This is a genomic window from Hydrogenophaga sp. T66, assembly GCF_057219855.1.
Genome location: NZ_JBXVVX010000001.1, coordinates 1,064,267 through 1,077,525, shown reverse-complemented (window position 1 = coordinate 1,077,525; position 13,259 = coordinate 1,064,267). Strand labels below are relative to the sequence as shown.

At 72.0% G+C, this 13,259-nt stretch carries 15 protein-coding genes; 14 read left to right on the top strand and 1 reads right to left on the bottom strand.

The window, feature by feature from the left end; translation table 11 throughout:
- Positions 1 to 36 precede the first annotated feature (36 nt).
- The 9 genes from AC2D80_RS05045 (at position 37) to AC2D80_RS05005 (ending at position 7,664) form a co-directional block, all read left to right on the top strand.
- Positions 37 to 261: a hypothetical protein gene (locus AC2D80_RS05045; protein ID WP_484631884.1), complete on the top strand. Its 225-nt coding sequence runs from the start codon at positions 37 to 39 to the stop codon at positions 259 to 261.
- Positions 262 to 273: 12 nt separating this feature from the next.
- On the top strand, positions 274 to 468 hold the full coding sequence (gene pufA / locus AC2D80_RS05040) for a light-harvesting antenna LH1, alpha subunit (RefSeq protein ID WP_484631883.1): 195 nt from the start codon (positions 274 to 276) through the stop codon (positions 466 to 468).
- A 116-nt stretch (positions 469 to 584) separates the two neighbouring features.
- Positions 585 to 1,424 carry a photosynthetic reaction center subunit L gene (gene pufL, locus AC2D80_RS05035; protein ID WP_484631882.1) on the top strand — a complete coding sequence of 280 codons (840 nt, stop codon included), beginning with the start codon at positions 585 to 587 and terminating at the stop codon, positions 1,422 to 1,424.
- Positions 1,425 to 1,452: 28 nt separating this feature from the next.
- Entirely contained in the window at positions 1,453 to 2,427 is a 975-nt protein-coding gene (pufM, locus tag AC2D80_RS05030; protein WP_484631881.1) for a photosynthetic reaction center subunit M, read from the top strand.
- Positions 2,427 to 3,536 carry a photosynthetic reaction center cytochrome PufC gene (gene pufC, locus AC2D80_RS05025; RefSeq protein WP_484631880.1) on the top strand — a complete coding sequence of 370 codons (1,110 nt, stop codon included), beginning with the start codon at positions 2,427 to 2,429 and terminating at the stop codon, positions 3,534 to 3,536. Before pufM ends, pufC begins: the two co-directional genes overlap by 1 nt.
- 32 nt (positions 3,537 to 3,568) lie before the next feature.
- Positions 3,569 to 4,492 (top strand): 4-hydroxy-3-methylbut-2-enyl diphosphate reductase, encoded by a 924-nt coding sequence (gene ispH / locus AC2D80_RS05020; RefSeq protein ID WP_484631879.1) that lies wholly within the window; start codon positions 3,569 to 3,571, stop codon positions 4,490 to 4,492.
- Between the two features lies 1 nt (position 4,493).
- A complete protein-coding gene (locus AC2D80_RS05015; protein WP_484631878.1) occupies positions 4,494 to 5,270 on the top strand; it encodes a hypothetical protein in 777 nt (258 codons plus the stop codon).
- The gene (gene crtD / locus AC2D80_RS05010; protein ID WP_484631877.1) at positions 5,263 to 6,801 is read left to right on the top strand and encodes a 1-hydroxycarotenoid 3,4-desaturase CrtD; all 1,539 of its coding nucleotides are present in this window, start codon (positions 5,263 to 5,265) and stop codon (positions 6,799 to 6,801) included. Before AC2D80_RS05015 ends, crtD begins: the two co-directional genes overlap by 8 nt.
- A 122-nt stretch (positions 6,802 to 6,923) precedes the next feature.
- Positions 6,924 to 7,664, top strand: coding sequence for a carotenoid 1,2-hydratase (locus AC2D80_RS05005; protein ID WP_484631876.1), 741 nt, complete (start codon positions 6,924 to 6,926; stop codon positions 7,662 to 7,664).
- Between the two features lie 116 nt (positions 7,665 to 7,780).
- On the opposite strand, the gene AC2D80_RS05000 is transcribed toward AC2D80_RS05005, so the two are convergent.
- The gene (locus AC2D80_RS05000) at positions 7,781 to 7,930 is read right to left on the bottom strand and encodes a hypothetical protein (protein ID WP_484631875.1); all 150 of its coding nucleotides are present in this window, start codon (positions 7,928 to 7,930) and stop codon (positions 7,781 to 7,783) included.
- Positions 7,931 to 8,091: 161 nt separating this feature from the next.
- Between AC2D80_RS05000 and AC2D80_RS04995 the strand changes: the two genes are divergently transcribed.
- The 5 genes from AC2D80_RS04995 to chrA all read left to right on the top strand — a co-directional run bounded on the left by AC2D80_RS04995 (position 8,092) and on the right by chrA (position 13,197).
- Positions 8,092 to 9,282, top strand: coding sequence for a tetratricopeptide repeat protein (locus AC2D80_RS04995; RefSeq protein ID WP_484631874.1), 1,191 nt, complete (start codon positions 8,092 to 8,094; stop codon positions 9,280 to 9,282).
- The gene (locus AC2D80_RS04990) at positions 9,279 to 10,433 is read left to right on the top strand and encodes a HupE/UreJ family protein (RefSeq protein WP_484631873.1); all 1,155 of its coding nucleotides are present in this window, start codon (positions 9,279 to 9,281) and stop codon (positions 10,431 to 10,433) included. The genes AC2D80_RS04995 and AC2D80_RS04990 overlap by 4 nt, the downstream gene beginning before the upstream one ends.
- A gap of 115 nt (positions 10,434 to 10,548) precedes the next feature.
- The gene (locus AC2D80_RS04985) at positions 10,549 to 11,157 is read left to right on the top strand and encodes a HupE/UreJ family protein (protein WP_484631872.1); all 609 of its coding nucleotides are present in this window, start codon (positions 10,549 to 10,551) and stop codon (positions 11,155 to 11,157) included.
- Positions 11,154 to 11,783 carry a HupE/UreJ family protein gene (locus tag AC2D80_RS04980; RefSeq protein WP_484631871.1) on the top strand — a complete coding sequence of 210 codons (630 nt, stop codon included), beginning with the start codon at positions 11,154 to 11,156 and terminating at the stop codon, positions 11,781 to 11,783. The genes AC2D80_RS04985 and AC2D80_RS04980 overlap by 4 nt, the downstream gene beginning before the upstream one ends.
- 28 nt (positions 11,784 to 11,811) lie before the next feature.
- Positions 11,812 to 13,197 (top strand): chromate efflux transporter, encoded by a 1,386-nt coding sequence (gene chrA, locus AC2D80_RS04975; protein ID WP_484631870.1) that lies wholly within the window; start codon positions 11,812 to 11,814, stop codon positions 13,195 to 13,197.
- The last annotated feature ends 62 nt before the right edge of the window (positions 13,198 to 13,259 follow it).

Genomic DNA, 13,259 nt, shown 5'->3' with positions numbered 1-13,259 from the left:
GTCAATCCGTTTCCCGCTCATGAGAGGAGAACTGCCATGAACGACGTCACCCATGCCGGCCACAAGGCCCCCGTCCGCGGGGACCGGCTGTCATTTGCGCTGATCTTCGCCCCGTGTTTCGTGTTGCTGCTCACGCTCGCGCTGCTTGGCCAACTGGTCGGGCTGCACTGGCAGGTGTGGCTGCCCGGTGCGGAGCACAAGGCCAGCATCTTTGCCGGCGTCCATGCCGCGGTTTACACCCTCATGTCCCACATCATCTAAGGAGCTCACATCATGTGGCGAATCTGGCGTTTGTACGACCCGCTGCGGGCCATGGTGGTCCAAGGCGTTTTCCTGTTCACCCTGGCGGCGATGATCCACCTCATCCTGCTCAGCACGAACAAGTTCAACTGGCTCGACGGTCCGAAGGCCAAGCCCGCCAACGCGGCGGTGATGCCTGCGGCGACCCCCGCGGCCAAGACCTCGTAGTCCCCACGAGGTCCGCAGGCCCGGTCGCACCCGGCGGTGCACCGAGCCTGCGCCCTCACCCCCCTTTCCTTGCTCTCGTCCCGAACAACGACTACCCCTGACTGGAGGGCCGAACCATGGCCATGCTGAACTTCGAGAAGAAATACCGGGTCCGCGGCGGCACCCTCGTCGGCGGCGACCTGTTCGACTTCTGGGTGGGGCCGTTCTATGTCGGTTTCTTCGGCGTCACGACCATCTTCTTCGCTGTGCTGGGCACAGCGATGATCCTGTGGGGTGCCTCACAGGGTCCGACCTGGAACCTCTGGCAGATCAACATCGCGCCCCCCGACCTGTCCTACGGCCTGCGTTTCGCGCCGTTGATGGAGGGCGGCCTGTGGCAGCTCATCACGGTCTGCGCCATCGGCGCCTTCGGCTCGTGGGCGCTGCGCGAGGTGGAGATCTGCCGAAAACTGGGCATGGGCTACCACGTGCCCGCGGCCTTCTCGGTGGCCATCCTGGCCTACGTCACGCTGGTGGTGATCCGCCCCGTGCTCATGGGCGCCTGGGGCCACGGCTTCCCGTACGGCATCTTCAGCCACCTCGACTGGGTGTCCAACGTGGGCTACCAGTACCTGCACTTCCACTACAACCCGGCACACATGCTGGCGGTGACCTTCTTCTTCACCACCACGCTGGCGCTGTCGCTGCACGGCGCCCTGGTGCTGTCGGCCACCAACCCGAAGAAGGGTCAGCCGGTCAAGGCGCCCGAGTACGAAGACACCTTCTTCCGCGACATCATCGGCTACTCCGTGGGCACCCTGGGCATCCACCGCCTGGGCCTGTTCCTCGCGCTGGCCGCCGTCCTGTTCAGCGCCCTGTGCATCGTGATCAGCGGCCCCTTCTGGAGCCGCGGCTGGCCGGAATGGTGGGGCTGGTGGCTGAACCTGCCGATCTGGGCCCAGTGGCCGCTGAAGTAAGCAACGGTCCGCACTCGAGGAGAACACCATGGCGCAATACCAGAACCTCTTCACCACCGTGCAGGCCGTCGGGCCGCTGCACCACGGGGTGGAACTCGGCCACGGCAACAGCCCCCGCACGGGCGAGCCGTTCCTGCTCTACTGGGCCGGCAAGCTGGGCAACGCCCAGATCGGCCCGATCTACCTGGGCGGTCTCGGCATCGCCTCGCTGATGCTGGGCCTGCTGGCCTTCAACATCATCGGCTTCAACATGCTGGCCTCGGTCAACTACGACCCGATCCAGTTTGTGCGCCAGCTCTTCTGGCTCTCGCTGGAGCCGCCGGGCCCGAACCACGGCCTGGGCCTGGCGCCGCTCAACCAGGGCGGCTGGTGGCAGATCGTCGGTCTGTTCCTGACCGCCTCGATCCTGCTGTGGTGGGTGCGCACCTACCGCCGCGCCCGCGAGCTGGGCATGGGCACGCACGTGCCCTGGGCTTTCGCCGCCGCCATCTGGCTGTTCCTGGTGCTGGGTCTCTTCCGCCCGGTGCTGATGGGCACCTGGAGCGAGGCCGTGCCCTTCGGCATCTTCTCCCACCTGGACTGGACGGCCGCCTTCTCGCTGCGCTACGGCAACCTGTTCTACAACCCGTTCCACGCGCTCTCCATCGCCTTCCTGTACGGCTCGGTGCTGCTGTTCGCGATGCACGGCGCCACCATCCTGGCGGTGGGCCGCTACGGCGGCGAGCGCGAGATCGAGCAGATCACCGACCGCGGCACCGCCAGCGAGCGCGCCGCCCTGTTCTGGCGCTGGACCATGGGCTTCAACGCCACGATGGAATCGATCCACCGCTGGGCGTGGTGGTTCGCCGTGCTGTGCCCGCTCACCGGCGGCATCGGCATCCTGCTCACCGGCACGGTGGTGGACAACTGGTACCTGTGGGCCATCAAACACGGTGTGGCGCCACCCTACCCCGATGTGTTTCCCGCGGTGACCGACCCGGCCCTGAACCTCGGAGGCAAGTGATGAACCGCAGCACCACCCCCCACCCTGCCGGTCGCGCCCGCGCCTGGCTGACCGCCGCGGCCCTCGCCGGCCTGGCCCTGCTCAGCGGCTGCGAGCGCCCGCCGATGGAAAGCGTGCAACACGGCTACCGCGGCACCGGCATGGTTCAGGTCTACAACCCGCGCACGCTGCTGGAAGTGGATGCCGCCAACGTGCTGCCGCCGGCCCAACCGCCGGCCGACGCCAGCGGCCCCAAAGCCGGCGCGATCTACCAGAACGTGAAGGTGCTGGGCGACCTCAGCGTGGGTGAGTTCACCCGCCTGATGGTGGCCATGACCGCCTGGGTCTCGCCCGAGCAGGGCTGCACCTACTGCCACGCCGGCGCCAACTTCGCGGACGACAGCCTCTACACCAAGGTGGTCGCCCGCAAGATGATCCAGATGACGCAGCACATCAACAGCGACTGGAAGCCCCACGTCAAGGAAACCGGCGTCACCTGCTACACCTGCCACCGCGGCCAGAACATCCCGCAGAACATCTGGTTCACCGCGAAGAGCGAGCCCTACGGCTCCAACTTCATGGGCGACAAGGCCGGCCAGAACACGCCCGCGCCGTCGGTGGGCCTGAGCACCCTGCCCTACGACCCCTTCACGCCCTACCTGCTCGGCGCCGAGCCGATCCGGGTGAACGCGAAGAACGCGCTGCCCATCAGCGGCCAGCAGGGCGAAAGCATCCGCCGCACCGAGACCACCTACGGCCTGATGATGCACATGTCGCAGGGTCTGGGCGTGAACTGCACCTACTGCCACAACTCGCAGAACTTCGGCAAGTGGGAGGGCGGCCCGCCGCAGCGCGTGACCGCGTGGCACGGCATCCGCATGGCCCGCGACATCAACCTGGCCTACATGGAGCCGCTGACCAACGTGTTCCCGGCGCACCGCAAGGGCGAGCTGGGCGACGTGGCCAAGGCCAACTGCGCCACCTGCCACAACGGTGCCTACAAGCCGCTGCTGGGCCAGTCGATGCTCAAGGACCACCCGGAGCTGGCCGCGTACCGGCCCTACACCGCCGCCGCTGCCGCGCCGGCGGCCCCGGCCGACGCCCCCCCGGGCGCCGCGCCCAAGCAGTGAGCCCCACCGCGGTGGCCGGCCCGGAGCGTTCGATGGAACTGGTCCTGGCCCAGCCCCGCGGTTTCTGTGCCGGGGTGACCCGCGCCATCGACACGGTGGAGCGGGCCTTGGCGCGTCACGGCGCGCCGGTCTACGTTTTCCACGAGATCGTCCACAACCAGTGGGTGGTCGATGACCTGCGCCAGCGCGGTGCGGTGTTCGTCGAAACCCTGTCGGCGGTGCCGGCCGGCGCGGTGGTGGTGTTCAGCGCCCACGGCGTGGCCCAGGCGGTGGTGGACGAGGCCGGCCAGCGCGGCCTGCGCGCCATCGACGCGACCTGCCCGCTGGTGAGCAAGGTGCACCAGCAGGCGCAGCGCTTTGCGCGCCAGGGACGGCGCCTGATCATGATCGGCCACGCCGGCCACGAGGAGGTGGTGGGCACGACCGGGCGGGTCCACGCGCCGGTGGCCCTGGTCGCTGCGGCGGCCGAGGTGGCCAGCCTCGACCTGCCGGTGTCCGCCCCCGCGGCGTACGTGACACAGACCACCCTCAGCCTGGACGACGCGCGCGAGACCATCGCCGCGCTGCAGGCCCGGTTCCCGGACCTCGCCGGCCCCGACACCGACGACATCTGCTACGCCACCCAGAACCGCCAGAACGCGGTCCACGCGCTGGCCCGCGAGGTCGACCGGGTGCTGGTGGTGGGCGCTCGCAACAGCAGCAACAGCAACCGCCTGCGCGAGGTGGCCGAGCGCGCCGGCGTGCCGGCCCGGCTGGTGCAGGACGCCACCGAGATCGACCACGACTGGCTGCTCGGCGCCCGGCGCGTGGGCATCACCTCCGGCGCCTCCACGCCGGAGCTGTTGGTCGAGCAGGTGATCGACGCCCTGTGCGCGCGCGGCGCCCGCGCGGTCACCCACCTGGGCGGCGTGCGCGAGGACGTCAGTTTTCGGCTGCCCGCCGATCTGGCGGTCTGACATGAACGCCGTCGCCCCAGACATCGTCACCCTCTCCGGGGTGGTCGTGGTGGTGCTGGTGAACTACCTGCGCCCCCACCAGGGCTGGGGCTGGATGCGCCTGATGCAGGGCCCGGGCGCGTTGCGCGATGTGCCGGGTCTGGCCTTCGCCAAGGTGATGGGCAGCGGCCACGGCGGCGGCTTCGGCCTGCGACCCAGCGCGACCCACCAGGGCCTGATCGCCCTGTTCGACCACGCCGACCAGGCCACGGCCTTCCTGCAGGGCGACACCGTGGCCGCCATGCGCGAACGGGCCGGGGACTGTTGGCGCGGGGTGCTGGAGGTGGTGTCGGCGCGCGGTCAATGGGACGGGCAGGCCTGGGGACCGACCTCGGCCGACCAGCTCGGCGCATGGGAGCCCGCCGCCAACGACGACGACGGTGATCCCCGCCCGCTGGCCGTGCTCACCCGGGCCAGCATCCGCCCGGCCAAGGCCATGGCGTTCTGGCGCAACGCGCCGCCGGCGCAGAACGCCATGCTCACCGCGCCGGGCTGCCGCCTGGCGATGGGCCTGGGCGAAGCGCCGCTGGTGCGCCAGTGCACGTTCAGCGTGTGGGACGACACGCCCGCCATGCTCGCCTATGCCCACGCCGGCGCGCACCGCGCGGCGATCGAGGCCGCCCACCGGCAACAGTATTTCGCCGAGTCGCTGTTCGCGCGCTTTCGGGTGCTTCACCAGGAAGGCCAGTGGCCCGCGCCGCACACCCTGCCCCAACCCACCGGAGTCCGCCATGACTGACACCGAACGCGTGGTCGTCGTGGGCGCCGGCATCGGCGGCCTCGTCACCGCCCTGAGACTGGCCCACGCCGGGCTGGACGTGACCGTGGTCGAGGCCGCGGCCACACCCGGCGGCAAGCTGCGACAGATCGAGGTGGACGGCGCCCCCATCGACAGCGGCCCCACCGTCTTCACGCTGCGCGGCGTGTTCGACAGCCTGTTCGACACGGTGGGCACCCGGCTCGAATCCGAGCTGCGGCTGAACCCGCTGCCGGTGCTCGCGCGCCACTGGTGGGCCGAAGGCGGCACGCTCGACCTCTACGCCGACGCCGAACGCTCGGCGCAGGCGGTGGCGAACTTCGCCGGCGGCGACGAAGCGCGCCGCTTCGAGGCCTTCTGCCGGCAGGCGCGCGAGGTCTACCGCACGCTGCAAGGCCCTTACATGGACGGCCCGCGCCCCACGATGGCCGGTCTGGGCCTGTCGCTGGGCTGGCGCGGGATGGGCGTGCTGGCCGGGCTGGGGCCGATGAGCAGCCTCTGGAGCAGCCTGGGCCGCCATTTCCGCGATCCGCGCCTGCGCCAGCTGTTCGCCCGCTACGCCACCTACACCGGCTCCTCGCCGTGGCAAGCGCCGGCCACGCTGATGCTGATCGCGCAGGTCGAGCTCGACGGCGTGTGGTCGGTCGACGGTGGCATGCACGCCCTGGCCCGCGCCCTGGAGCGCCTGGCCCGCGCGCGCGGCGCCCGCTTCCGCTACGGCCAGCGCTGCGAGCGCATCGAGCTCACACGCGGGCGGGTCAGCGGCGTGTTGCTGGCGCAGGGCGAGCGCCTGCCGGCCGAGCGCGTGGTGTTCAACGGCGACGCCGCCGCCCTGCGCGGTGGCCTGCTCGGTCAACCCGTGCAGCACGCGGTGCCGTCGCGGGCGCCGCCGCGCTCGCTGTCGGCCGTCACCTGGTCGGTGCACGCGCCCACCCGCGGCCTGCCGCTGGACCGCCACAACGTCTTCTTCCACAGCGACTACGCCACCGAGTTCCAGGACATCTTCGGCCACGGCCGCCTGCCCTCGCGCCCCACGGTGTACGTCTGCGCGCAGGACCGTGGCGCCGGCCTGCCCACGCCCGAGGGCGCGGAGCGGCTGCTGTGCCTCGTCAACGCGCCCGCCGTCGGCGACGGGCCCTCACTCACGCCGGAGGCGATCGACGAATGCGAGACCACCAGTTTTCAATTGCTGCGCCGCTGCGGTCTGAAGATCCGCCACGCGAATCCCCCCGCGGTGCGCACGACGCCGGCGGATTTCCACCGCCTCTTCCCGGCCACGGGTGGAGCGCTCTACGGGCAGGCGACCCACGGCTGGATGTCGCCGTTCCAGCGACCGGGCGCGAACACGCCGGTGCCGGGCCTGTTTCTGGCGGGGGGCAGTGTGCACCCGGGACCGGGGGTGCCGATGGCGGCGCTGTCCGGCCAGCGGGCGGCCGAGGCCGTGCTGGCGAGCCTCGCTTCGACCAGCCGGTCCCCCCGGGTGGCTACCTCTGGTGGTACGTCGATGCGCTGAGCGACGACGGCCAGTTCGGCCTGACGATCATCGCCTTCGTCGGCAGCGTCTTTTCACCCTATTACGCCTGGGCGCGCCGCGGCGGCGCCACGACCGACCCGGAGGCGTTTTGTGCCCTCAACGTGGCGCTCTACAGCCGCCACGCCCGGCGCTGGACCATGACCGAGCGCGGCCGGCGCCACAACGCCCGCAGCCGCACCGACTTCGTCATCGGGCCCAGTCACCTGCGCTGGGATGGCGACGCGCTGATCATCGACATCAATGAAGTGGGTGTGCCGATCCCGCACCGCGTGCGCGGCCGGGTGGTCATCCACCCGCAGCAGCTGTTCACTTTCAGCACCCCGCTGGACGCGGCCGGCCGTCACCGCTGGGGCCCGCTGGCGCCGCGGGCGCGGGTGACCGTGAGCCTGGGTTCGCCCGCCCAGCAATGGCAGGGCACGGCCTACCTCGACAGCAACGAGGGCGACGAGCCGCTGGAGCGCGCCTTCACCGAGTGGGACTGGTCGCGCAGCCCGCTGGCCGACGGCAGCACGGCCGTGATCTACGACGTGGAGCCCGGCCAGGCGCACGAGCGGCTGCTGGCCTTGCGTTTCCGCCCGGACGGCGGCGTCGAGCCGTTCGACGCGCCCCCCATCCACCGCCTGCCGCGCACGGCCTGGCGCCTCGACCGCCGCCTGCGCAGCGAACACGCCCCGCGCGTGCACGAGTCGCTCGAAGACACGCCCTTCTACCAGCGCGCCACCGTGCACCACCGCGTCCTGGGGGAAGACAGCCTGGCCTTTCACGAAACGCTGCACGTGCCCCGGCTGGTCTCGCCGGTGGTGCAGGCCATGCTCCCGTGGCGCATGCCGCGGCGGCGCTGAAGCCCGTGGGCGGCCATCGCTCCCGGTCGTTGCCCGGCCATCGGTGTCCCCCGTTGATGGGAAATAAAAAAGCCCGCTCGCGCGGGCTTTTTATTGCAACTCGCCGGATCGAAGAATTACTTCTTCTTGCAGGCTTCCTTGTCGGCGTTCTCTTTCTTCGAGCAATCCACCTTCTCGTCCATCTTGCCGCCGGCGTGGGCAGCGGCGAAGGCGGGGGCGGAGGCCAGGGCGAAGGCGGCGACGATAGCGGAGATCAGCAGTTTCATGGGATTGTCCTCGGGTAAAACAACGTTGTCTCGAACATTGCAGAATGGGCGAATTCCCGAATCTGCAGGCGCTATTCTCTGCCCAATACCGACCCGTGTTTGTTAACGCCGAGTTAACCGTGAAAATTGCTCTGGATTGTTTTGGATTCAAGGGAAAACCCTTGGGTTTATCCCTGAACCGGGCAGTTAGCGCGGTATTTGTCACGCTGCTGGCGGGCGGAGCCAGCGCGCAGGCCCGGTTTTCGCCCCCGCCGGCCCAGGTGGTGGTGCCGCAGTCGGTGTTTGCGGCGGCCGGCGGCGCCGAGATGCGGGCGGCCGAGCGCGCCTGGCGGGCCAACCCGCGCGACGAAGCCACCGCGCTGCGCTATGCGCGGGCGGTGTTTGTGCTGGGCCTGAGCGAGGGCGATCTGCGCTGGTACGGCGCGGCCAAGGCGGCGATCCAGCCGTGGTGGGACGCGCCCCGCCTGAGCGCCGAGGGCCACTACCTGCGCGCGCTGGTGCGCCAGGGCTTTCACGACTTCGCCGGCGGGCTGCGCGACCTCGATGCCGCGATCGCCCTGGACCCGGCGCCGGCGGAATACTGGTCGTGGCGCTTCTCGCTGCACCTGCTGACCACCCAGCTCGACCGTGCCCGGGCCGACTGCGCCGCCATCACGCAGCGCCTGGGCGCCGACGAAGGCAGCGCCTGCGAAGCCACGCTGGCCTACCGCACCGGCCGCGCCGCCGAGGCCGTGCCGCGCTGGGCGCGGCTGGTGGCGCTGCCCGATTACCAGGGCGGCCTCACGCAGGACTGGCTGCGCTACCACCAGGGCATGACGCTGGCCGCGGCGGGCCGCGTGGACGAGGCGCTGGCGGTGTGGCGCGCGCACCTGCAGCGGCGTCCGCGGGCGCACCTGGTGCGCCTGTCGCTGGCCGAGTGGCTCAACGCCACCGGCCGCGCGGCCGAGGCGCTGGCGGTCAGCACGGTCGACGCGCTGCCCAGCGACTCGCTGCTGGTGCAGGCCCTGATCGCCGCGCGGGCGCTGGGCGACCCGCGGGCCGCCACCTGGCAGGCCCAGATTGCGCAGCGTCTGGACGCCAGCGACCGCCGCGGCGACACGCTGATCGAACGCTCGCAGCTGATGTTCCTGATCCGCGCCGGCCGCGACGTGGCCCGCGGGCTGGCGCTGGCCGAGGCCAGCTGGGCCGAGCAACAGGAGCCGGCCGACGCGGTGCTGCTGGCCGAGGCCGCGCTCTCGCTCAAGCGCCCGCAGGCCGGCCGGCCGGTGCTCGAGTGGATGCGTGCCACCGGCTACACCGACCCGCTGCTCGCCCCGCTGGCCGAGCGGCTGCGCGCCGGGAGCGGCTCATGACCGGCTGGCGAGCCCGCGTTGCCCACGTCACCCGCGCGCTGGCCGCGGCCTGGCTGGTCGTGGCGGCCACCGGCGCGCTGGCCCACTCCAGCAGCAACAGCTACCTCGCGCTGGAGGCCCAGGACGGCCGACCGGTGCTGCGGGTGGACATCCACCTGCGCGACGTGGACCTGCGCATCGACCTCGACGCCAACCGCGACGGGCAGGTCACCTGGGGCGAGACGCTGGCCCAGCGCGACACCCTGATCGACTGGCAGCGCCAGGGCCTCGCCGCGCGCAGCGACAGCGGCGCCTGCACCCTGCGCCCGCGCGACCTGCTGGCCAGCGAACGCGGCGACGGGCTGTACCTGAGCACCGCCTTCGACCTGGACTGCCCGCAAGACCGGCTGGACGGGTTGACGCTGCGCTACACGCTGCTGTTCGATCAGGACAACCTGCACCGCGGCCTGCTGCGGCTGGACTGGGCGGGCCAGCAAGCCAGCGCCCTGTTCAGCCCCGACCAGCCCGAAGCCGCCCTGCTGGCCGCCGCGCCCGGCGCGTGGCCGGTGTTGCGGCGCTACGTGGTCGAGGGCGTGTGGCACATCTGGATCGGGCTGGACCACATCCTGTTCCTGCTCGGTCTGCTGCTGCTGACGCCGCTGCAGCGCGAGCGCGGCTGGGTGGGGCGCTGGGCGGCACGGCCCGCGCTGCGCCCCGCGCTGTGGGACGTGTTCACCGTGGTGACGGCCTTCACGGTGGCCCACAGCCTCACGCTGGCGCTGGCGCTGTTCCGCGTGGTGGAGCCGCCGCGCGCGATCGTGGAAACGCTGGTGGCCCTGTCGGTGGTACTGGCGGCGCTGAACAACCTGCTGGGCTGGTTCGCGCTGGACCGCTGGCGACTGGCCTTCGTGTTCGGCCTGATCCACGGCTTCGGCTTCGCCACCGCGCTGCTCGATCTGAACCTGCCCCGCGCCCAGCTGGCGATCGCCCTCGGCGGCTTCAACCTCGGCGTGGAGGCGGGGCAGCTGGCCATCGTGGCGGCCTTCATCCCGCTGGCCTGGTGGCTGCGCCACACGCGCTTCTACCGCTGGGGCGTGGTGGGCATCGGCTCGCTGGTGATCGCCGCCGTGGGCAGCGTGTGGCTGCTCCAGCGGCTGGGGGTCGTCTCATGAGGCCCTGCATCCAAGCCGCCGCCGCGCGCGTACCCTGCCAAGATCAGCCTCCCTTGTCCCCCGCCGCTCGGCGACCCATTGATTCCCTTTAGTTTCCTTTTTCCCGGAGACCCCCATGCGCCCTGACCGCCGCCCCGCCGCCGTTTTCGCCCTGCTCGCCTGCCTGCCGCTGCTGCTGGCCACCCCGCTGGCCCACGCCCACGCCGACGCGGCCAACCTCGCCGGTGGCTTCGCCAGCGGCTTTGTGCACCCCATCGTTGGCTGGGACCACGTGGTGGCCATGGTGGCCGTGGGCTTGTGGGGCGCCTTCATGGGCGAGCGCGCGGTCTGGACGCTGCCGGTCGTGTTTCCGGCGGTGATGGCGCTGGGCGGGGTGCTGGGCCTGCTCGGGGTGCCGGTGCCGCTGATCGAGCCGGGCATCGCGGCCTCGGCGCTGGTGATCGGCGCCATGATCGCGCTGGGCACCAAGCCGCCGTTGTGGCTGGCCGCGGTGGTGGTGGGTGCGTTTGCCATCTTCCACGGCTACGCCCACGGCACCGAGCTGCCCGAGGCGGCCAACCCGGTGATGTACACGGTCGGCTTCATGATCGCCACCGGTCTGCTCCACCTCGGCGGCATCGTGCTGGGCATGGCCGTGCGCTGGCCGGCCGGCGTGGCCGCGGTGCGCGGCACCGGCGCGGTGATCGCGCTGGCGGGGCTGGGCTTCCTCACCGGCCTGCTGTGAGCGGCACGCGAGCGCTGCGCTGGATCGGGGCCGCCGCGGCGGCGTGCCCCGCGGTGGCCTTGGCCCACGGCGAGATCCCGGGCGCCACGCCCTTCTACGCCGGGCTGCTGCACCCGCTGCTGGCGCCGGCCCACCTGCTGGCGCTGCTGGGTCTGGGCCTGTACCTCGGCCGCACCGAGGAGTCCCACAAGGATGGCGCCGTGACCGCGCTCGCCGTGGCCCTGGCGGTGGGCGGGGCGCTGTCCCTGCCGCTGGGCGACCCGGGCACCGACCGCTGGCTGCTGGCGCTGTCGCTGCTGGCGGCGGCGCTGGTGGCCGCGCTGCGCCCGGGCGCGGCGGTGCCGGGCTCGGCCTTCAGCGCGGCGCTGGCCGCGGCCGTGGGGCTGGCGGTGGGGCTCGGGTCGGGCGATCCGGCCTTCACCCCCTGGAACCGCTTCCTCGCCATCGGCGGCAGCGCGGTGGGCGCCCTGCTGCTGGTCGGTCAGCTCGGGTTCTGGATCGACACCCTCGGCCGCAGCGGTCTGGCGCGCAGCGTGGGCATCGGTGTGCGCATCGTCGCCGGCTGGCTGGTGGCGATCAGCCTGCTGATGCTGGTCATGGCCTTCGTCACCCCCGGCGCACGCTGAGTCACCCGGCTGGCCTACCATCCGGCGCATGGCCGACCCGCAGGCATCCGCCCCCGCTTCCCCTCCCGCTGCGCCGCCCGCGCCCACCCGCGCCGAAGCCTTCCGCTTCTGGCTCAAGCTCGGCTTCGTGAGTTTCGGCGGCCCGGCCGGCCAGATCGCGCTGATGCACACCGAGCTGGTGGAGCGCCGCCGCTGGATCAGCGAGCGCCGTTTTCTGCACGCGCTGAACTACTGCATGCTGCTGCCCGGCCCGGAGGCGCAGCAGCTCGCCACCTACCTGGGCTGGCTGCTGCACCGCACCGCCGGTGGCCTGATCGCCGGGGTGCTGTTCGTGCTGCCTTCGCTGCTGCTCATGATCGGGCTGAGCTGGGTGTACCTGCGCTTCGGGCAGGTGCCGGCGGTGGCGGGGCTGTTCTACGGGCTGAAGCCAGCGGTCACGGCCATCGTGCTGCACGCCGCCCACCGCATCGGCACGCGCGCGCTGCGCAACCGCTGGATGGTGGCCCTCGCCGCCGCCGCGTTTGTGGCGCTGGCGGTGTTTGACGCGCCCTTCCCGGCCATCGTGCTGGCCGCGGCGCTCATCGGTGCGGTGGGCGCGCGGGTGGCGCCCGCGGTGTTCGAGCCCGCCGGCGGCCACGCCACCCGCGGCCTGGCGCAGGCGCCGGCCGTCATCGACGACGACACGCCCACCCCGGCCCACGCCCGTTTCAGCCGCGCCCGGCTGGCGCGCGTGGTCGGCGCCGGCCTGGCGCTCTGGGCCACCCTCCTGGGCGCGGTGGTCGCCGCCTTCGGCTGGGACGCCACGCTCACGCGCATGGGCCTGTTCTTCAGCCAGGCGGCGCTGGTCACCTTCGGCGGCGCTTACGCGGTGCTGCCCTACGTCGTGCAGGGCGCGGTCGACACCCACGGCTGGCTCAGCGGGCCGCAGATGATCGACGGCCTGGCCCTGGGCGAAACCACGCCCGGCCCGCTGATCATGGTGGTGGCCTTCGTGGCCTTTCTCGGCGGCTGGCAGCACGCGATCCTCGGCCCGGACGCGCTGCTCGCCGGCGGCGCGCTCGCCGCGCTGCTCGTCACGCTGGTCACCTTCCTGCCGTCCTTCGTGTTCATCCTCGCCGGCGGTCCGCTGGTCGAGGCCACCCACGGGCGCCTGGGCTTCACCGCGCCGCTGACCGCGATCACCGCCGCGGTGGTCGGCGTGGTGCTCAACCTCGCGCTGTTCTTCGCCAGCCACGTGGTCTGGCCGCGGGGTCTCGACGGCCCCTTCGACGCCGTGGCCGCCGGCTTGGCGGTGATCGCCGCGCTGGCGCTGTTCCGCGGGCGCGTCGGCGTCATCCCGCTGCTGGCCGCCAGCGCCGCAGCCGGATGGGCGCTCACCACCGTGTGGCCGGCGCTGCTGCCGGCCGCCGGCTGAGCCACCCGCCGGAACCCGCGCGACACGCCCCGCTCCAACCCCCACCTCACCGTCCCCTCACC